Genomic DNA, 19,353 nt, shown 5'->3' on the forward strand with positions numbered 1-19,353 from the left:
CATGGGTATTTGGTACTATGTGTTATAATTAAGTTAGATAAGTCTAATTGTAATTATAAAGAAAGGACGTGATCGAGATGGGAGCACCACTGAAATCTATTACGCAAATGCGCGGTGCAATGAGTAAAAAGAAGCTGGCAGACCGGCGTGACATGGAAGAATCACTATTCACCTATAAAGAATTAGTTGATCAGCCCCCTACATGGCTTGATGAATATGCAGTGACAGAATGGCAGCGTATTGTACCATTGCTCAAAAAAGACATTCCAGTGAGTGAACTGGATGCTGCCCTGATTGCCAGTCATTGCCAAGCCTATTCTGACATTCAGAAAGCTGCCGAGCTGGTTAAAGAACAAGGCATGATGGTTGAAACCACCGATAGTGTGAAAGCTAACCCAGCAGTCAAAATGAAACTTGATGCCACTAATCAGATGATCCGTATTGATGACTTGCTTGGCTTGTCAGTCTACAGCCGGGCAAAGTTGGCAGTGAAGAATGAGACTAAGAAGAAGCCTGACGATCCGTTCGCGGAGCTGATGTCATCGTGAACTATGCGACTGAATACACCGACAAGGTGCTAAGTGGTGAGATTGTTGCTTGTAAAAAGATTAAGCAAGCAGCAAGACGTTATCGGCGGGACCTGAAAGCCAGCAAGCGCAAGAAGAACCCATGGCCGTATTACTTCGATGAGGACTTTGCCAACAAAGCCATTGAATTCATCGAACTTATGCCGGCACGTGATGGGTCACCACTCAAGTTAGAGCTGTTTCAGAAGTGGTTGATTTCAGAGCTGTTCGGCTGGCGTGATAAGGAAACTGGCAACCGCCGGTATGATCGAGCCTACATCAGCATGGCACGCAAGAATGGTAAGAGCTTCCTGATGGCTGATCTAGGTGCGTTGTATCTCCTCAGGGAGAACAAGCCAGCCATGAACCGAGAGATCGTCTATACAGCCAACAGCAACGCTCAAGCACACTTAGCATTCGATATGTTGTCTAGCGGCTTACGTCAAGTTTGGAAAGTTTCTACCTCTGTGCGAGAACGTTTGAGGATTAACCGCAATGAGATCATTGACTTGCCGAGCAACAGCCGAGCCGTGCCGCTTGCGTCTGATCTGCACAGCCTAGATGGCTATCAAAGTGACTTGGCTATTATTGATGAGTTCGCCTTAGCTCGTACCGATGAGATTCTACGAACACTCAAATCTGGCCAGATCAACAGTGATAACAGTTTACTAGCCGTCATCTCAACCACGGGACCAGACCTGAATGGTCCTATGTATAAGGAATACAAATTCGTTTCCAAAGTCCTAACCGGTCGCGAACAAGCTGATCGGTATTTTATTGCCATTTTTGAGCAGGATAGCAAAGACGAAGCCTTTGCGCCAGAGACTTGGGAGAAGTCCAATCCACTACTGGCTAATGCTGAAAGAGCAAGGACAATGCGGCCTAGCTTGCAAGCTGATGTTGATCTAGCAGCCAAGCAAGGAACCCTGCGGCCAATTCTCGTCAAGAACTTCAACATGTGGCAATCAGCCAGAGCAGACAGTTACATCAGTCTGGACGACTGGGAGAAAGCCACTATCGAGCCACCAGAGACCAGAGACAAGGACGTGTATATCGGGCTGGATCTCTCTAAGTCTAGCGACCTGACTAGCATTTCGTGGCTGGTTCCAGAAGATGGCTACCTGTATGCTGACAGCCATTCATTCGTAGGAACGAAGTACGGACTGGAAGAAAAGATCAAGCGTGACGGGTTCGATTACATCGCTGGAGAACAGCGCGGCGAGTGCAGTATCACCAAACTCGACAGCGGCATGATCGACTATGACGACGTGCTCCGCTTCATTCTCGACATGATCGAGCGGAACCGCTGGAACGTGCGTGCCATCTGTTACGATCCCTTCGCCATGGGATACCTGATACCTGAATTTGAAAAACGTAATTTACCACTGTTTGAGGTGAGGCAAGGTGTTAGAACATTGTCGACCCCTACAACACGTTTCCGTGACGATCTCTTCAATGGCAAGTTAAAGCACCCTGATAATCAGTTACTGGCCTATGCGGTGAACAACGCTATTCTGAAATACGATTCCAATTCCAACCCAATGATAGATAAGGCTCACAACGCTACAAAGATTGATCCCATAGCCGCACTGATGAATGCTTACACAATTGCAATGGATCAAAGCAAGGAAAGCGAGGTAGCAGATAATGGTTTTTATTCGAGCGATGACTTTAGTTTTTAATGTGCAGACCGTGCTATTACTGCTGGGGCTGATCTGTATGGTTGTCGGGATCTGGTGGCTGTTCGGGTTTGGCGTTGGTATGTTAGCAGTCGGCACGGCCTTGATCTCCGTCGCAGTCATCATCAACTTCAACAAAGGGAGGTGAAACAATGAGCTTTTTCACGAATGACACAACACAACCACGCGATGACAACAGCGACCCGTTCTTAGATGCGCTTGTCAGCATGACCAGCAATGACAGCGGCTTATATGTGGGGATTGGTGCTTTACGTAATTCGGATGTGTTTACAGCGGTGCGCGTGATTGCCAGTGATCTTGCAACTAATCCGATTGAATATAGTGACAAGCGCATCAGCGTGCTCCTTAACAAAGCACCCAATGACCACATGACCGCGTGGGGGTTCAAGTTTGCCCTAGCTGCTAACATGCTGCTGAATGGTAACAGCTTTGCACGGGTTACTAAAAATCCTAGCGGACAAGTCACTGGCTTCGAGTTAGTCCCCAACAGTCAAATGGTGGTTAAACAAGATGATACGACCGGCATTATCAGTTACGAATACACGCCTGACAGCGGTCGTTCACAGCGTTTAAATGCCAGTGAGGTCTTACACTTCAAGTGCTTCACACAAGACGGTTACAAAGGACTATCACCACTTTATAGCCTCCGTGATGAGGTTGGGGTACAAAAGTCTGGGCATGCGTTGCTGAAAGGTTTCTTTAACTCCGGTGTCCAAGGGACAGGCATTCTTAAAGTCAACAAGACCCAGCTAGACACCAAGGCCAAAGAAAACATCCGTCATAAATTTGAAGCTGCCAACAGTGGTGATAATGCCCTCAAGACAATCATTCTCGACAATGATATGGACTATAAGCAACTCGAAGTTAATACTGACGTGCTTAATCTAGTCAATTCTAGCGATTGGACAACTAAACAGATTGCTAAAGCGTTCGGGTTACCATTGGATCGGCTGGGTATCGAAAGCGAGCACTCTAATGCCGTACAGTCGAATTTGGTTTATCTGCAAAACACACTGATTCAGTATTTTACCTGCTTCACAAGTGAGATGGATGCTAAACTTTCGACTGGCGATAATCGATTCAGCTTCAACACTGACAAGCTGTTCAGTGCAGACCCAGCAACGATGCAAGAACTAGCAGTTAAGGGGCTGCAAGGCGGTGTTCTGACCACTAATGAAGCACGAGCAAGATTAAACCTGTCACCAATTACCGGTGGTGATGAGATCATGGCCAGCCTGAACTATACGCCGCTAAGCAACCTTGTCACTTATCAAGATAAACAGAAAGGAAGTGCGTCAAATGAACAATGATGACGTAGAAAAGCGCCTGAATCCTGACGCTGATCTAACTGCCGCTGATCCTACCACAGCAGACGACAGTCAAGACCAAGACAATCCAGACACACAGCAACAGGACGACACCACTAGCGGGCCAAAGAAACTAAGTGGTTATGCAGTAGTTTTCAATAGCCCAAGTAAGGATCTCGGTGGTTTTAAAGAAGTCGTTGATCCGCACGCATTCGACAATGTGGATCTATCAGACGTCTATATGGTTTCAAACCATGATTTTAGCCAAGTCTTAGCCAGTACTAAGGCTGGCACCTTGAGTCTAAATGTCGATGATAAAGGCTTGCAGTTTGAAGCAACCTTACCCGATACGACCACAGCCAATGATGCTTATAACAACGTCCAAGCTGGTAATCTGTCAGCCATGAGTTTTACTTTCAATGCTGCGCCAGACGGTGACACGTTCACTAAGGACGACAGTGGGCAAGTGATCCGCACCATCAAGCAAGTAAAGAGCTTGTTTGACGTCTCACTGGTAGCTATTCCAGCGTATGACGATACCAACGTCCAAGTGGACAAACGCAGCTACACTGAGTGGCTGAAAACTAATACTGAACAATCAGAAAAAGGAGATAAAACCATGACTGAAAAAACAATTATCGACAACAAAGAACATACCGAGTCCCGCGCGTATGAAGATTACATCCGCAGCATGGGTGAGCAACGAGACGGTTTAACGACAACCACTGCTGGTGCAGTCGTTCCTAAAGAAGTCATCGAAGACGTCTGGAATCTAAAGGAATCCGATTATGATCTGGCTAAATACGTCACTGTGAAGCAAGTAGGTACCCCAGTCGGCACCTATCCGATCGCCCTTACCAACAATGGCGTTTTAGCCACCAAGGCAGAACTTGCAGACGTGCCAGAGATCGATGCAACCCTATTCCGTGGTGTTGACTATAAGGTTGCTACCCGTGCTGGCAAGATCTATCTGTCTAATGAACTGGTAGAAGACAGTGAAGTTGATATTGTTGCCGAGGTTAAGAATCAACTCAAGAAGCTGGTACAAAACACGGACAATAGCAACATTATCAGCGTTCTGACTGGCAAGACGGGCACCAACGATAACTTCAAGCACATCACGGGTACTGGTCTCGATGACATCAAGCAAACCTTCAATATTGAGTTAGATCCAGCACTGTCTCTGTCCGTCATCGTCAATCAGGACGCATTTAACTACCTTGATACCCTGAAAGACAGCGAAGGCCGGTACTTGTTACAACCTTCAATCACGGCACCATCAGGCAAGCAACTGTTTGGTGCCCCAGTGATCGTCATTTCTAATAAGGTGCTTCCTACTGATAAGGCTGGCACCTATCGGATCATCATTGGTGACTTTGCTCAAGCAATCTTCTTAGCCCAAAAGAACGAAGTCAACACTCAATGGGAACGGTTCGATAGCTATTCTCAGGGACTGGCCGTGGTCATCCGCAACGACTATGAAGTGGTTGATCCAGACGCTGCTCGAATTGTTGACATCACACCGGTAGCAGCCACGCCAAAAGCATAATTTAGTGGGGGGTGTGCCTTAGGGTACGCCCCTATTTTTATAAGGAGATGAGCACATGACTGTAACTACTAATGACATTAAAAATAGCCTGCGTGTGCAAACTAATACTGATGATAGTTTGATCAGCAACTACCTGACAGCGGCGCAAGACTATGTTCACAATGCCGTTGACAGCACAGCGGCAATTGATGAGTTACAAGCGTACTCGCAGTTTGATATTGCCGTGGCCATGTTGACCGAATTCTGGTATCAGAATCGTGGAGCAGTTACCACAGCAAGCCAAGAGCCACCTTATTCAGTGGTTAGCATGATCCAGCAGTTAAGAGGACTGTTTACGGAAAACGTATAGTATCAATAGCAAAAAGGTTATGATATAATTAAGACAGTCCTAGGCGATAAGCGGGTAGATCCGTTTTAACCGACGCACGGCATAGCTAACCGGTGGCGCATTTTATAGACCAGGTTACTTTTTGCCTCGCTGAAATCCAGGCAGTACAGTATCATCATTACACTAACCTCTTTGGTCATAAAAATAGCCAGTTTCTTGTTTAGCAGATCGTTCTGCTTTGGAAGCTGACTACGTGACTTGTCGTTTTCAATTGGCGGGCAGAGATGCCCGTTTTTTGTGTGCTGAAAAAGTTTTAAGCGGCTCAAACCCACTTTTAATACGGCGCTGACAGACGCGTTCTGACACAAATTCAACGACTGTTCCTTGAGGTACGGTCGTGGCTGAACTAGACAACGAATATCAGAACCAGTTACTGGCACAAAAATAGCCACCTCATAATGAAGTGGCTATTTTGTGTTAGTCATGTAGCTTTTCTTGTAGTTTATCTCCAGCATTATCAATGCCCTTAGCTGCGAAGACTGTACCTGCAACTAAAACACCGCCAACGATGAGAGTACTAGCAACCATAAACTTAAATGCAGCTTTTAAAGCGTCCATAAAGATGGCCTCCTATCAGTCTTTTGATCTGCCAACAAAGAAGGAGACTACGGCAACAACAATAATTGCGCCGATAATTGAAGGAATCAAAGCCATTCCTGCCAGTTGTGGCCCCCAATGGCCTAAAAGTCCCTCACCAATTGCAGAACCCACTAATCCTGCAATGATGTTAGCAAACCAGCCCATCGATTTGCCCTTGCTAGTGATAGCACCAGCAATTGCACCAATAATAGCACCAACAATTAAAGCCCAAAGAAAATGCATGATAATTCCTCCTTTTTGGTTATATTGTCTCTATAGACGAACACAGTATAACATACAGTAGCAACAAGAGATAATAAAATAGCCGCCCATAATGGACGGCCACCGCCTGCCAAGCAGATTAAAATGTTACCTAAATGTTACCTGATGTTACCAACTAATGATAATCAGTGACTATCTGCCAAACATAAAATGCTGCTACACCGGCATTTTGAACACCGATGAAAGCTAATGATAATGATAAGTGGAGGTGAGGAGAATCGAACTCCTGTCCATCACCCCTGCTACATGCAGCTCTACACCTATAGCTGACTTATTTAAAATTCGCCGCGATGTCGCGCCAGCCAGCAAGGCTAACACAAGGCGGCTAACCTACTAGTCTCTTGTTAATGCCTCAGGTGGCAACATTAACCGTAGCTCAATAATTTGAGACCCAGATCCGACCCTTGAGCGAAGTCGGAAGGATCACGCTAGCTGGTTATTAAGCAGCTAAAGCGTAAGAATTTTCGTTCTTTGCAGTTATATTAACTGTTCCGTTGATGACGGAGCCGAGCCTCCGAGGTGCACTGCATGTGCGAAAAGCAATGTCGAGACCATTACACCCCCGATTAAGGTGCAAACTTTATGATACCACGGTATAATTAAGCTTGTCAAAATGTTTGGTTTTAGACTGGCATCAATTTCGGATTTAAGCTATTTTTATGGAGGCATGTCTATGATTCTACTTATTGCCGGATGCATGCAATTACTGATGGGCATCCTTCTTGCTGTTTTTCGACCGCGTCATCAATCTGGTTTCTGGGGCTACACGTCCTATCTTGCCGGGGTGAATGCCGAAAGTTTTCGCTTGGCACAACGTTGGTTTTGCCAAGCATTGATCATCACAGGCGCACTTGAAGCCGGTGCGGGCTGGTTGATCCATTTTCTGGCATGGGACGATTTCTTTATTGTTTGGCTATTTTTGGCCGTCATGTTGTTTCTGCCAGGATTTGTCTATACCGAGACGCGGTTAAAGCATTATTTGCAAGCCCATGATGCACTGCCTTATGACTACGTGTCACCAGACGATGCACCGAAACCGCAACGCAAAAAAGGCTTTAAAGATCTGTGAAATGAGGGGTACATCATGAAATTATTAATGATCGAAGATAACACGAGTGTCGCCGAAATGATGGCGATGTTCTTTCAAAAAGAGAAATGGGAAGTCGTCAACGCCTATGATGGTGAAGAAGGTCTTGCTAAGTTTAAGGAAGCACCGGACAGCTTTGATATTATTACGCTTGACCTCAATCTGCCAAAAATGGACGGCATGCAGGTCGCAAAAGAAATTCGTAAAATCAGTCAAACTGTGCCGTTGATTATGCTCACAGCGCGCGATACTGAAAGTGATCAGGTGTTGGGACTGGAACTTGGTGCCGACGACTATGTTACCAAGCCATTTTCACCGATTACGTTGATTGCACGTATCAAGGCTCTACATCGTCGGGCTGAGGTAGGCGCCGAAGTGGGTGCTGAGCAGACAACAAGCGAGCCGCCTGACGGTTTTGATGTTGAAACCGATCACTTCAAGCTCAGTACCAAAACACGTGAAGCTTATTTGGATGGTAAGCAAATTGAAGGCTTAACACCAAAGGAATTTGATTTACTGCATACCTTGTCGAAAAGTCCGAAGCAGGTTTTCTCACGTGAACAATTACTGCAATTGGTTTGGGATTATGAGTATTACGGTGACGAACGAACTGTAGATGCCCATATTAAAAAACTACGCCAAAAAGTCGAAAAAGTCGGTCCGCAAATTATTCAAACTGTTTGGGGCGTCGGCTACAAGTTTGATGATTCGGGGCTTGATCGATGAAAATGCTCTACCAGCAACTGATTGGCTTTTTCTCAGTCATTATGGTGACCTTAGTGATTGTCTCGATTCTGTTTATTCGGTCTACCACGAACACGGTTTGGGAAAATGGCTTTAAACAGTTAGAGCAATACACGGATGTTTTAAAAAATAATGCGGTTGATGAAAATACTTACGTCATCAATGCCAGATTTATTCAAAATGCTGAAGAGATTTTAAGCGATCAACACGTGCATTTTGTTATTTATGATGCCAATAACGTTGCTAAATATCCTGTGTCCCAAAAAGGTCAGATGCCAGCGATCAAGGCAAGCTATTGGAAAAAGCTAAAGCAAGGGGCGGCTGTTGCCGTCCCGGAGATGATGACGAATCCAATCAGCGGCCATGCACAAAGCATGACGATCTATTATCAACCGGTTTTTCTGAGTGAAAAATTACTCTTTGTGATTGCCGCCTTTGCGCCAGTTGAGCAAATTCAAAGTTCAATTAGCAAAACTGAGCATAATTTGCTTATCGCGTTCGTACTGTCAACGCTTGCGGCGTTCATCATCAGTTATTTCATTGCGTCCTATCAGGTGCGGCGGATTAATCAATTACGGCGCGCAACGCATCAAGTGGCAGAAGGCAATTATGATGTTGAAGTAAAAATTAAAAGCCGCAGTCATGATGAAGTTGCGGAACTGGCCGATGATTTTCGCGACATGGTGACCTCACTGAAAGCTAGTCAGCAAGAAATTCAACGGCAGGAAGATCGGCGCCGGCAGTTTATGGCTGATGCGGCTCATGAAATGCGGACCCCGCTGACAACAATCAATGGCTTACTTGAAGGCTTGGCGTATGATGCCATCCCTGAAGAAAGTAAGGGAAAGAGTATCGAATTAATGCGGAACGAAACGAACCGCTTGATTCGGCTTGTCAACGAGAACCTTGATTATGAAAAAATTCGGACAAATCAAATTTTGCTCAGCAAACAGACGTTTAACGCGCGCACGGACCTTGATAACATCGCGGAACAGCTGGCGCAGAAATCCGAAGAGGCTGGTGATAAGATCACAATTGATGCCCCAGCAGATCTGCCGACATATGCTGATCATGATCGGTTCGTTCAGATTCTTTTCAACATTGTCCAAAATGCGGTCCAATTCACTAAAAATGGTCAAATCACCATAAAAGCAAAAGTGGGGTATCACCAGACTGAATTTGCCATTAGCGATACTGGTATTGGTATGTCCAAGGATCAGATGAAGAATATTTGGGAGCGGTATTACAAGGCCGATCCATCACGTAAAAACACCAAATATGGTGAGTCCGGTTTGGGCATGGCGATTGTGCATCAGTTAATGGGACAACACGGTGGCACCATTCATGTTGATTCGACCCTAGGCAAAGGTACAACCTTTACGTTGACCTTCCCAGATGAAGCGACAGCGCCTAAGCAAAAGCAGCCAGGAGCCGATCAGCAGACCTCATCATGAAGAAGAGACAAGTTCAAGCAGCGTCAAGATACACCAGAAAAAGGCCATTAGGACCGTTCGAAATGATCATCACGCTCACGTGAATTGCCTGATTTTGTTAAGCAAAAGTTTTGCCGCGTGTGATGGCTGGCAGGGCTTTTACAATGCAGTAGCTGCTTAGCCAAAATTATATAACAATTTTGGCTACTGGGTTGCGTCCAAATCCTCACAACGACGGCTTTGCATGGAAACGTGTATAATAGAATTAATAAACTAAAAGGAGACGCATATGACCATTCGACGAATACAACAAAATGATTTTGCTGATGTAGATGCCTTGTTACATGCAGCATTCAATGCCAGCAATCGCGGTTATAACGGTGAGGCAGAGCTAGTTGCCGGACTGCGGCGTGATCCTAATTATGATTCAGCCCTTGAAGTTGTGGCGATGATGGACGGTCATTTGGTCGGCTACGGGCTAATGACCGCGGCCAGCATTACGCCAGATGCCCATATGCAAGGGGTGGCGCTGGCACCGTTAGCAGTTGCCCCTGAATATCAAGGCGGTGGCATTGGGGGCGCGATTGTGACTGAACTCGACATGCGAGCAACTGATTTGCGGCGTGATTTTGTCAGTGTTGTCGGCGATCGACAATTCTTTGGCCGACTTGGCTTTCAAAAAGCAGCCAAGTACAAACTCGATCCGCCTTTCCCAGTCGTCACTGAAGACCATTTGATTAAGGAACTTGTGCCTGGTGTTTTGGCAAGTGTTCGCGGCAAGGTCAATTATCCAGCACCTTTTTTGACCCAGATAGCGAATTAATCATTGAGACCACCACATTAAAAAATGAGCCGCGTTGTTTAAAACGCGACTCATTTTTTAATTATTTTTGTTTTTCCTGATCCTTGTCGTGATGATGAGCCATGCGGATTGACCCAATACACAGACCGCCAGTGACTAAAGCACTTCCCATGAGTGTATTGTCGCTAACATGCGGCCAGCATTCAATGAAGACGACAAAGCCAATGATGACCGCGACTACCACAAAATGCCATGAGAAATGATGTGGATGATATGTATGCTGTACCTTCATGTGAAGGCCCCCTTATAAATGCGTTCGCAGGCGCAGAAACCTGTCCATAAACATTTGAAACCCAACTGGTCAAAGATCCATTCATTTAAGCTTCAAGTCACGGATGTTCAGGTTTCTAAACGTGTCCGCGCACGCTTTGTATGAATTAACTAATACTCCCCGCAACGACAGTCTTAGCCTACCGCAAAAACGATCAAGATTAAAGGCACTTCACTTAAACGCTTTCAGGCTCATCAAAATGTCATCATCCATCTGGTCAAAAACGCTGCTATTTTTTTAAAAGGCCGTAAAAACGGTCTTTTTGCTTGACTTTTTTTATTGCAAACCTTTTACAAGTTGACAGTGGGTTTGCAGAAATGACAATCACTGTTACAATATGAACATATCTGAACGAATGTCTATTATTCAAGGACATTTAGTTTTAGTCAATCGTTTTGGAGGTTTTAGCGTGAAGCAGTTTTATATTGTTGACAGTTCGATGCTTCCGGAAGTCGTCGGTAAAGTCATAGCGGCGCGCGCACTTCTCCAAAATGGCGAGGTTAAGCAGGTGAGCGAGGCCGTCAAACAGGTCGGCATTTCCCGTGGAACCTATTATAAATACAAAGATTATGTTTTTTTACCCGACCCAGAAATGGCATCGCGTAAAGCGGTCATCTCGTTGATGTTGCATCACGATCGCGGCATTTTATCAGAAGTTCTGACAACCATGTCGCAAGCGCAAGCTAGTATCGTGACCATCAACCAAAATATTCCGATCCATAATTGGGCTAGTGTTGTGATGTCATTTGATATTTCGGCACTGCAGGGAACGTTAGATGATCTTGTAACCAAACTTGGCGACATTCGCGGTGTCAGTGATGTGCATCTGGTTTCTGTTGAATGAGCGCCATGATTATTTGGAGGCTGTATGAAAATAGCATTTAAACTATTACTCTGGGTCTTAGTGACCGGTGTGATTTTATTTCCCGCGCTACTGTTGATTTTGTTTGTCATTGGGTTGAGCGTGGTCGTTTCTGGTGCCATGGCAATTAGCGCTGTTGGGCTGGTACTCGGTATCATTTTTGTGGCCTTGGTGGGTCTCAGTATCATGATTCCATGCTTATTGCTGGTGATTCGCTTTATGACTTTCCGAACAGTGAATGTTCGTTTTCAACATCATGGTGAACGGGTGGTATTGCCGGTGACGGTCAAGTTGACAGGACGGACGATTTACCACGCGATTTATGAAAATTTCCGTGCGGGTCGACGGCGCGGGCGGCATCTTTTATCAGCCTGGGGGTTTGGATTTGAGACTTACTTCCACGAAGACTTGCAGGCGTATCTTGCTGATCAGATTCTTGCTCAGCACGGCCCTGAAATGGCGGAGTCCTTTGTGGTTGATGAGCGGCATTCCTACTCAATTGCGTATTAACAAAATGAATTTAAAATACCATCCGCAAGAGTGCTGTGCCAGCGCTCTTTTTTCTTGGCTACTTTTTGAAATTGACGCGTTTATTCATCACGCCGCGGCCGCCATTGAATCACCCGATTTGATTCAGGCCAGCGCATCTCTTCAAAGCCGACATATTCAATCGTGAGTTGCGTGTGCTGACGAAGCAGGCCAATGAAGGTTTCTAAGTCTGCCAGATCATAGTTGATCAGGCTGTGTAAGGGAATGGAACGTTGGCGCTGATCCTTAGGCTGAACGTTCATGAAAAAATTGTATGCCGGTGTATAGGTTTGATTGACCAGTGATAGCCAGTAACGTGTTTGACGGCGTCGTTTGAAAAGGGGGGTTAATCGCGCCATCATTAGCTTCAAATCTTTAGTCATAGCTATTGCCGCCATTATGTCCTCCTACTAGTGATGCCCGTTGAATCGCCGTTCCGCCATGCATCGCACTTTTAGCGTAGATCAAGCCCTTAAAGCCAAAACGATCGCGAATAGTATCTAGCGTGCGTTCTAAATTGGTTGCTTTAATTTGTTGATCAACCGGCTCAAAGAAATTGAGTTGTTCGCCGGTATCTGGGGCTAAGCGGCCGGTATAAACGGCAACGTTACGAATGACCTCACCATGCCAGTTTTGCCGAAAAATCAGTTGCAGTGTGGCAACAAGATCGCCGTCCCGATTCGTCGGTAAAATTCGCTTAGTTTGGTGAAACCCGCCGCGTCCGTCTTTTTCACTTTCAGCATAGGAAAAGCCGATACCTAGGGAAATTTCACCAGCTCGTTTGTGATGATGCCGCAACCGTGCGGCAACCTGTTCGCCGATTTCTTTAATAACGATTTCGATTTCAACTTGATTGCTATAATCGCGCGGCAGAACCTGTGAGTTGCCAATGCTTGGTTCGCGGGTGATGACGCGTTCGCTGATTTTTGTGCGGTCAATGCCCCATGCTAGCGCAAATAACTGCGTGCCAATGATGCCCAGTTCTTGCTTTAAGGCATACGGATTTGCGTGAGCAAGTTGTTTCATTGTCGTAATGCCCATACGTGCGAGATGCGCTGCTGTTCGTTGACCGATACTCCAAACGTCTGTCATATTGGTGATCTGCCAAATGGTATCTGGTACAGTTTGATAGGAGATTTGACCAATTAAATTAGGATCATGTTTTGCATAAACATCCAGCGCAATTTTGGCTTGAAGCGGATTTTCACCGATCCCGACTGTTGTGTAGAGACCAAGTCGATGCCGAATAGTATGTTGAATTAATTGCGCAACTGCACGTGGTGTTTTGCCAAAGAGTCGCCATGTGTGCGTTAAATCGAGAATGGATTCATCAATGGAATAAGGCCACAAGTCTTCATTGGCAACAAACTCACGAAAAATATCATTGATGGCCAGATTCTTTTTGATGTAAAGATTCATGCGTGGCGGCACCACGATCAGATGCTTATCCACAGGTAAGTCCCGTTGACGGCTAACGTTACTTTTAAGGCCATATATTTTTTTGGCCATTGGCGAAGTTGCCAAGATGAGGCCGCCATTTGTATTCTCTTGTTCGGACATGACCACGAGAAGGGTTCTTAAAGGGTTCAGCCCGCGTTCAATGCTTTCAACCGAAGCGTAAAAGGATTTATTGTCAATCAGGAAAACCGTTCGATGCGGTTCGTGGGAATAATCGTAGGCCATCAAAATCACCTCTGCAATTATTATACGAACATACGTTTGTATAAGCAAGCATAACGTGATTTCAGCCCAGAAAAAAACCGCTGCGTCAAAAAACGCAACGGTTTGATTGAATCGACGTTAAGCAATTGTTTCGGTTAGCGCATGCAACCGCCGATATGACTGCCCCATGAAGAGACGTTGGACATCATATTGCTGTGGAAGAAGCCCATTCCCATGCCACTGAAGGCCTCTAGGACAAAGAAGGCTGCAAAAATTGCCGCGATCACGATCAAGGTGACCATCAATGGCCGCCATTTTTCAGAATGTAACATAGCAACGACCTCCTAACAACTAAAAACACATGACAGCATGTAGTATAACACCGTTAGATGAAGGAATTGGGAGAAAATAAGGCGGCACGCACCAGTCTTATTTCTGAACAAAGGGGTGTTCACCTCAGTCAAGCATTAGTCTCGATCCCACTTAATCTTCAGATTAGTTTCAATCAAATCACCATCGTCCAATGCGAAAGGTTCGACGACACTGCTGCCATCATCTTTGGTGAACTTGATATTCAAGATGTTGCCATCGCGATAAACAACTTCCCACTTACCATTTGTTGGCGTGCCATTGCTGGTCGCCGTATAAGTACCGTCACTGTTGAAGTTGAAAGTGGCAGTGTCGCCTGATTCCCAGCGACCGACGACGCCATCCGTTGAATGATTATCATTGCGCTTTGAAGCATCAGAAGGATACTGGCGGTTCGTTTTGGTCACACCATTGTCATCATAATCATCATCGTCGTCATCATCATGAGATTCAGATGTTGAAGAACCGCTTGTGGCGTCATGCGTTGGTGTAACTGTCTTAGCAGCGGTTGCGGCATCCAAGGTCAGTGCTTCCGGTTGCCCTTTAAGCGGGACGATGACTTCACGATTGAAGTCTTTCGTACTTCCTTCGTGCGTACCGCTCAGCTTGAGGGCGTACAGACCAGGTAATTGACTGGCGATGGTATAACTGCCAGAACGATTTTCAGGTTGAATTTGATTGCCATCCATGGTGAAAGCAGCGGCGTCAAGGTTGGTTTTGACTGTGACGTTGGCGGTACCAAGCTTAACCTTGTATTTCGGGAAAAGTAGCAGGTAACTGCCTTGTTTGACGACCTGAACCATGCCATTGGTTTGCTTGTCCATGATCATGGTTCGCAAGGTGCTGCGATAAAGCCGATTCTTAGTCAAACGGGCGAGCGGCTTAAGATCACTTTCAGTCAATGGTGTGCCATCGTTTGCAATGGCAACTTCAGCCATGTCATCGGCATCTCCACTAGTCATTTCATCAGCCAACTCAGCGACTTGTCGATTTTGACCATAGTACATTGATCCGCCGAGATAAGCCGCACCTAAAAGAACGACAACCGCACCAACAACGATCCATGGCCAGCGCCGGCGTTTATGTACTTGTTGCTGCGCTGGCTGGGTTGAAGCAGCAACTGTCGCAGACTGAGTTGCTTTTGGTGCCTCGGTAGGAGACGTCGATGCTGGTTCTTGGGTTGATTGGGCTTCAAGTCGGGCTTTCCGCAAATCAAACCCGCAGTTAGGACAAAAGTCGTCAGTTGGTTTAATTGGTTGACCGCAGTTGGGACAAAATTTTAAAACATCTTGCATAAGTTATTCCTCCAAAGTTTTCTTGAGCAAGGCAGCAATCTGATCATGACCGTGCTGGTTGGGGTGAAAAGTATCGCGCGGACCGTTACCAGCGAAGTCGGTGATGGCTGTACCGGCAGGGCCTGTGACGTCATCATGGTTTTGCCAGATGGTCGCCAGATCGGCAACTGGAACGTGATAAGTTTGACCGATTTGTTTGACCACAGCATCAAATTGCAAATCGGCGGCGGCATAAGGACCATGGTTTGGCGACCAGGTCGTCATAAGGATCAACTCAGCTGTTGTTTGCTTCTGCAAGGTTGCCACGATGGTTGTCAACGCCTGGCGGTAATCAGCCAGCGCCGTTGGTGTGGCGCCGCCAACCGCATCGTTCGTCCCAAACTCGATGGTAATCAAATCAGGATGCTGGGCAATCAACGCTGGCAGAGCAGGGACACCAAGATTAGTCGCGGTTTTTCCCACCTCTGCAATCCCTTCCTCTGTCACCGTCTTGTCAGTCAAATGGTGTAATTGGTCAGCAAAAAGGGTGGTAAACCGGCTTGTTTTACTATCCGCAAACAAACCAACAGAGAGGCTGTCGCCAAACGGTGCATACACGAGCGTCGTTTGTGATTTTGCCTTCAGCCGGGCGAGCATGCTTGTCTGCTTAATCGCAGCTGAGGATCGCGAACTAGGCGACTTGCGGCTGCGAAGCGAAGCCGCTGAACTGCTCGATTTAGCCACTTTATGTTGTACCCCGCAGCCAGCTGCTAAAATGAGCAATAAAAGACCAAAACCCAACCAAAACTTTTTCATAACATGCCTTCTCCAATGCAATCACGATGCGTTAGCTAACAAACCGCGTGTTCTTAGCTTTCCAATCTTCTAATTTAATAAAAACCCAGAAGCCATAGATCCCCAACGTGATAATTGTCAGCAACAACCATTTAATCCAATTGCCGAACAAGCTCACGGCCGACCCAAAAAAGTGCATCCGATGACCCTCAATCACGGTATGATTGATTTTCCAACCATATAGCATGGTCAAAGCCCATGGATAACAAATGCCTAGTGTAAAAATCGTGATCAAAGTGCCAAGAATCGTCCAGCCGACATAAGCCAACAAGCCACCATCAAAAAAAGAGTGCCGCCCATATTTCGTCTCCATAATCGTTGCTGCCTCCAACTTGTTTTCTCTAGTGTAGCAGAACTGGTAGGCAGGGTGGAGGAGGATGCTTGAATTGTAGCCTTTGATTTATTGCCTACAGCCACAACAGAGACCGGTGGCAATGCGTTTTACTGCCATTTGAATAGAAAGAGAGAGCTGGCGGAGCGGCGATGGGCTCAGTGGTGACATTGTTCTTAAACGGGTGGGCTTCCCGTTTTAGAACAAGGCCAGACTTTGAAACCGCGCACTTTGCGGGTTCAAAGCTGTGCCCACCACGTTCCAGCCCAATCGCCGCGGAGCCAGCTCGGACCACAGGTGAAGACTCACGTCAGATAGGACGAGAAACCTTGTACATCTGATTTTAAAGAGGTCATGATTGACCACTCGCTCACGCTCCCTCCCAAAATTTGGTACAATAGGTCAAGGAATTTTTCACTTGGTTTTTCTGAAAGGACGATTCGTTAAATGGTAATGGATGCCGCATTAAAGGGTATGAATGATAAGCAATCTGAGGCGGTGTTGGCGACTGAAGGGCCAGTGCTGATTATGGCTGGTGCCGGTTCAGGCAAGACACGGGTATTGACTCATCGGATTGCTTATTTAGTTGAAGAAAAGCACGTCAATCCATGGAACATCCTTGCCATCACGTTTACAAATAAGGCCGCCCGTGAGATGCGCGAGCGGGTCGGCAAGTTGGTTGATGCTGAGATTGCGCGCGATATTTGGGTCTCAACGTTCCATGCGCTCTGTGTCCGAATTTTACGACGCGACATTGACAAGCTGGGCTATAACCGTGCCTTTACGATTGCTGATCCTGCTGAGCAACTGACGCTGGTGAAGCATATTTTGGCTGATTTCAATCTTGATCCAAAGCGCTACGATCCTAAATCCATTTTAGGTGCTATTTCGAGCGCTAAAAATGAACTCGTGGATCCACAAACTTATGCCAATGAACAGGCTAACAGTCCTTTCACCAAAGTTGTGGCGCAGGTTTATGCGGAATATCAAAAGCGTCTGCGCAGTGATCAGGCATTGGACTTTGATGATCTCATCATGCAGACCATCGTGCTTTTTGAAAAAGACAAAGAAACACTGGCATTCTACCAGCGTAAGTTCCGCTACATTCATGTTGACGAATATCAGGACACTAACGAAGCACAATACCAGCTCGTGCATATGTTGGCAGAAGGCTACCATAATTTATGTGTGGTTGGTGATGCCGACCAGAGCATTTATGGCTGGCGTGGTGCCAATATGCAGAATATTTTGGATTTCAAAAAAGACTATCCAAAGGCGCAAGTCATTTTGCTTGAGCAGAATTATCGGTCAACTAAAACAATTTTGAGTGCGGCCAATGATGTGATTCAGAATAATCAGAATCGCCAAGCCAAAACGTTATGGACGGAAAATCGCGAAGGCGACAAGATTACCTATTACCGCGCTCAAAGCGAAACTGATGAAGCTATTTTTGTCATTCGCCGAATTGAAGCAGAGATTGCCGATAATCATCGCAAATATGGTGATTTTGCGATTCTGTACCGAACCAATGCGCAGTCACGGGCGATTGAAGAAGCGTTTGTGAAGTCCAATATTCCATATAAAATGGTTGGCGGGCATAAGTTCTATGATCGCAAGGAAATTCGCGATGCGCTAGCGTATTTCCGGTTAGTGGTCAATCCGGAAGACGATATGAGTTTTAATCGAATTGTCAATGAACCAAAACGCGGTATTGGCAACACAAGCGTTGAGAAGTTAGAGGCCTTTGCCAATGAGCATGACTGGTCCTTGCTGGAAGCAGCGGCGAATGCTGAACTCAGTCCGATTGCTGGTAAAGCTCGCGGACAGTTAGCTAAGTTCGGTAAAATGATCCAGCAGCTGGGTACACGGCGACAAGATCTAAACGTGACCGAGATGATGCAGGCAATTCTTGAGGATAGTGGCTATTTATCAACACTGCGAGCGGCTCACAATCTGGAAGCCGATACCCGCATCGAAAACTTAGAAGAATTGCTTTCGGTGACCCAAGGATTCGATTCCCGGTATCAGCCGGAAAATGAAGACAGCGACATTTTCGTTGATTTTCTGGCTGAACTGGCGCTGTTATCGGATCAGGATGACGTTGAAGAAGATGCACAAGAAGTTACCTTGATGACCTTGCACGCTGCTAAAGGACTGGAATTTCCGGTTGTCTTTTTAGTGGGGATGGAAGAAGGACTCTTTCCATTGAGTCGGGCTTCCATGGATGAAAGCGAGCTTGAAGAGGAACGGCGCTTAGCTTATGTCGGCATTACCCGTGCCAAACAGAAGCTGTATCTGTCCAATGCCTATGGCCGGATGCTGTATGGTCAACGGCAAAACAATCCTGCTAGCCGTTTCATTGAAGAAATTAATCCTGACTTGTTGGAAGTCATTGGCACTACCCAGCCAAAAAGTGACATTCCATTTATTAATCGTACTGACCGCGCATTCAGCTCCCCGTATAGCCGCCACGCTGATCAAAAAACAGCAACACCCGTTACTGTGCAAGCCGCGCCAACAACAGGTGCAGGCAAAACCAGTTGGGAAGCTGGCGACAAGGTGAAGCATCGCAAGTGGGGGACTGGTACCGTGGTGAAAGTCACGGGTACCGGCGATGATCAAGAACTCGATATTGCTTTTAAAGACAACGGCATCAAACGACTGCTAGCTGCCTTTGCTCCGATTGTCAAAGTGGCATCATAAG

At 46.2% G+C, this 19,353-nt stretch carries 23 protein-coding genes and 1 other RNA gene; 13 read left to right on the plus strand and 11 right to left on the minus strand.

The window, feature by feature from the left end; translation table 11 throughout:
• Positions 1 to 77: 77 nt before the first annotated feature.
• Genes ACWPAB_RS02285 through ACWPAB_RS02310 form a run of 6 tightly spaced genes read left to right on the plus strand, consistent with a single transcriptional unit; the run spans position 78 to position 5,471 of the window.
• The gene (locus ACWPAB_RS02285) at positions 78 to 548 is read left to right on the plus strand and encodes a phage terminase small subunit P27 family (RefSeq protein ID WP_003574359.1); all 471 of its coding nucleotides are present in this window, start codon (positions 78 to 80) and stop codon (positions 546 to 548) included.
• Positions 545 to 2,248, plus strand: coding sequence for a terminase large subunit (locus ACWPAB_RS02290; RefSeq protein WP_016382145.1), 1,704 nt, complete (start codon positions 545 to 547; stop codon positions 2,246 to 2,248). The genes ACWPAB_RS02285 and ACWPAB_RS02290 overlap by 4 nt, the downstream gene beginning before the upstream one ends.
• Entirely contained in the window at positions 2,214 to 2,393 is a 180-nt protein-coding gene (locus ACWPAB_RS02295; RefSeq protein WP_003574365.1) for a hypothetical protein, read from the plus strand. Before ACWPAB_RS02290 ends, ACWPAB_RS02295 begins: the two co-directional genes overlap by 35 nt.
• Positions 2,394 to 2,397: 4 nt before the next feature.
• Entirely contained in the window at positions 2,398 to 3,576 is a 1,179-nt protein-coding gene (locus ACWPAB_RS02300) for a phage portal protein (RefSeq protein ID WP_016382144.1), read from the plus strand.
• On the plus strand, positions 3,566 to 5,122 hold the full coding sequence (locus ACWPAB_RS02305; protein WP_016382143.1) for a phage major capsid protein: 1,557 nt from the start codon (positions 3,566 to 3,568) through the stop codon (positions 5,120 to 5,122). The genes ACWPAB_RS02300 and ACWPAB_RS02305 overlap by 11 nt, the downstream gene beginning before the upstream one ends.
• 55 nt (positions 5,123 to 5,177) lie before the next feature.
• A complete protein-coding gene (locus tag ACWPAB_RS02310) occupies positions 5,178 to 5,471 on the plus strand; it encodes a head-tail connector protein (protein ID WP_003574397.1) in 294 nt (97 codons plus the stop codon).
• Between the two features lie 65 nt (positions 5,472 to 5,536).
• On the opposite strand, the gene ACWPAB_RS02315 is transcribed toward ACWPAB_RS02310, so the two are convergent.
• The 4 genes from ACWPAB_RS02315 to ssrA all read right to left on the minus strand — a co-directional run bounded on the left by ACWPAB_RS02315 (position 5,537) and on the right by ssrA (position 6,935).
• Positions 5,537 to 5,890, minus strand: coding sequence for a hypothetical protein (locus ACWPAB_RS02315; protein WP_016380844.1), 354 nt, complete (start codon positions 5,888 to 5,890; stop codon positions 5,537 to 5,539).
• Positions 5,891 to 5,927: 37 nt separating this feature from the next.
• On the minus strand, positions 5,928 to 6,068 hold the full coding sequence (locus tag ACWPAB_RS02320) for a hypothetical protein (protein ID WP_003568371.1): 141 nt from the start codon (positions 6,066 to 6,068) through the stop codon (positions 5,928 to 5,930).
• Positions 6,069 to 6,083: 15 nt separating this feature from the next.
• Positions 6,084 to 6,332 carry a GlsB/YeaQ/YmgE family stress response membrane protein gene (locus ACWPAB_RS02325; RefSeq protein ID WP_003568375.1) on the minus strand — a complete coding sequence of 83 codons (249 nt, stop codon included), beginning with the start codon at positions 6,330 to 6,332 and terminating at the stop codon, positions 6,084 to 6,086.
• 239 nt (positions 6,333 to 6,571) lie between these two features.
• Positions 6,572 to 6,935, minus strand: a transfer-messenger RNA (tmRNA) gene (gene ssrA, locus ACWPAB_RS02330).
• Between the two features lie 109 nt (positions 6,936 to 7,044).
• Here ssrA and ACWPAB_RS02335 point away from each other — a divergent pair.
• The 4 genes from ACWPAB_RS02335 to ACWPAB_RS02350 all read left to right on the plus strand — a co-directional run bounded on the left by ACWPAB_RS02335 (position 7,045) and on the right by ACWPAB_RS02350 (position 10,458).
• Complete coding sequence (locus ACWPAB_RS02335) at positions 7,045 to 7,440, plus strand: SdpI family protein (RefSeq protein WP_003569728.1); 396 nt, start codon at positions 7,045 to 7,047, stop codon at positions 7,438 to 7,440.
• Positions 7,441 to 7,455: 15 nt separating this feature from the next.
• Positions 7,456 to 8,184: a response regulator transcription factor gene (locus ACWPAB_RS02340; protein ID WP_003564436.1), complete on the plus strand. Its 729-nt coding sequence runs from the start codon at positions 7,456 to 7,458 to the stop codon at positions 8,182 to 8,184.
• Complete coding sequence (locus ACWPAB_RS02345) at positions 8,181 to 9,656, plus strand: sensor histidine kinase (protein ID WP_003564439.1); 1,476 nt, start codon at positions 8,181 to 8,183, stop codon at positions 9,654 to 9,656. Before ACWPAB_RS02340 ends, ACWPAB_RS02345 begins: the two co-directional genes overlap by 4 nt.
• Before the next feature lie 268 nt (positions 9,657 to 9,924).
• A complete protein-coding gene (locus ACWPAB_RS02350; protein WP_003569732.1) occupies positions 9,925 to 10,458 on the plus strand; it encodes a GNAT family N-acetyltransferase in 534 nt (177 codons plus the stop codon).
• Between the two features lie 61 nt (positions 10,459 to 10,519).
• Here the strand turns inward: ACWPAB_RS02350 and ACWPAB_RS02355 are convergent, their stop codons facing one another.
• On the minus strand, positions 10,520 to 10,729 hold the full coding sequence (locus tag ACWPAB_RS02355) for a hypothetical protein (RefSeq protein WP_003564443.1): 210 nt from the start codon (positions 10,727 to 10,729) through the stop codon (positions 10,520 to 10,522).
• Positions 10,730 to 11,177: 448 nt separating this feature from the next.
• On the opposite strand from ACWPAB_RS02355, the gene ACWPAB_RS02360 reads away from it, so the two are divergent.
• Positions 11,178 to 11,612, plus strand: a complete 435-nt coding sequence (locus tag ACWPAB_RS02360) for an ACT domain-containing protein (protein WP_003564445.1) — start codon at positions 11,178 to 11,180, stop codon at positions 11,610 to 11,612.
• A 24-nt stretch (positions 11,613 to 11,636) separates the two neighbouring features.
• Positions 11,637 to 12,140 carry a hypothetical protein gene (locus ACWPAB_RS02365; RefSeq protein WP_003564448.1) on the plus strand — a complete coding sequence of 168 codons (504 nt, stop codon included), beginning with the start codon at positions 11,637 to 11,639 and terminating at the stop codon, positions 12,138 to 12,140.
• Positions 12,141 to 12,220: 80 nt separating this feature from the next.
• Here ACWPAB_RS02365 and ACWPAB_RS02370 read toward each other — a convergent pair whose 3' ends face one another.
• From ACWPAB_RS02370 to ACWPAB_RS02395, 6 genes are all read right to left on the minus strand, one after another.
• On the minus strand, positions 12,221 to 12,541 hold the full coding sequence (locus ACWPAB_RS02370; protein ID WP_003574405.1) for a hypothetical protein: 321 nt from the start codon (positions 12,539 to 12,541) through the stop codon (positions 12,221 to 12,223).
• Positions 12,534 to 13,841: a Y-family DNA polymerase gene (locus ACWPAB_RS02375; RefSeq protein WP_003590324.1), complete on the minus strand. Its 1,308-nt coding sequence runs from the start codon at positions 13,839 to 13,841 to the stop codon at positions 12,534 to 12,536. Before ACWPAB_RS02375 ends, ACWPAB_RS02370 begins: the two co-directional genes overlap by 8 nt.
• 134 nt (positions 13,842 to 13,975) lie before the next feature.
• Positions 13,976 to 14,152, minus strand: a complete 177-nt coding sequence (locus tag ACWPAB_RS02380) for a hypothetical protein (RefSeq protein WP_003564455.1) — start codon at positions 14,150 to 14,152, stop codon at positions 13,976 to 13,978.
• A 135-nt stretch (positions 14,153 to 14,287) separates the two neighbouring features.
• Positions 14,288 to 15,484, minus strand: coding sequence for a zinc-ribbon domain-containing protein (locus ACWPAB_RS02385; protein ID WP_003569740.1), 1,197 nt, complete (start codon positions 15,482 to 15,484; stop codon positions 14,288 to 14,290).
• Between the two features lie 3 nt (positions 15,485 to 15,487).
• Entirely contained in the window at positions 15,488 to 16,279 is a 792-nt protein-coding gene (locus ACWPAB_RS02390; RefSeq protein ID WP_003569742.1) for an SGNH/GDSL hydrolase family protein, read from the minus strand.
• Positions 16,280 to 16,310: 31 nt separating this feature from the next.
• The gene (locus ACWPAB_RS02395) at positions 16,311 to 16,631 is read right to left on the minus strand and encodes a DUF898 family protein (protein WP_003564461.1); all 321 of its coding nucleotides are present in this window, start codon (positions 16,629 to 16,631) and stop codon (positions 16,311 to 16,313) included.
• A gap of 465 nt (positions 16,632 to 17,096) precedes the next feature.
• Between ACWPAB_RS02395 and pcrA the strand changes: the two genes are divergently transcribed.
• Positions 17,097 to 19,352 carry a DNA helicase PcrA gene (gene pcrA / locus ACWPAB_RS02400; protein ID WP_003569744.1) on the plus strand — a complete coding sequence of 752 codons (2,256 nt, stop codon included), beginning with the start codon at positions 17,097 to 17,099 and terminating at the stop codon, positions 19,350 to 19,352.
• The last annotated feature ends 1 nt before the right edge of the window (position 19,353 follow it).

This window comes from Lacticaseibacillus sp. 30, from assembly GCF_053819265.1.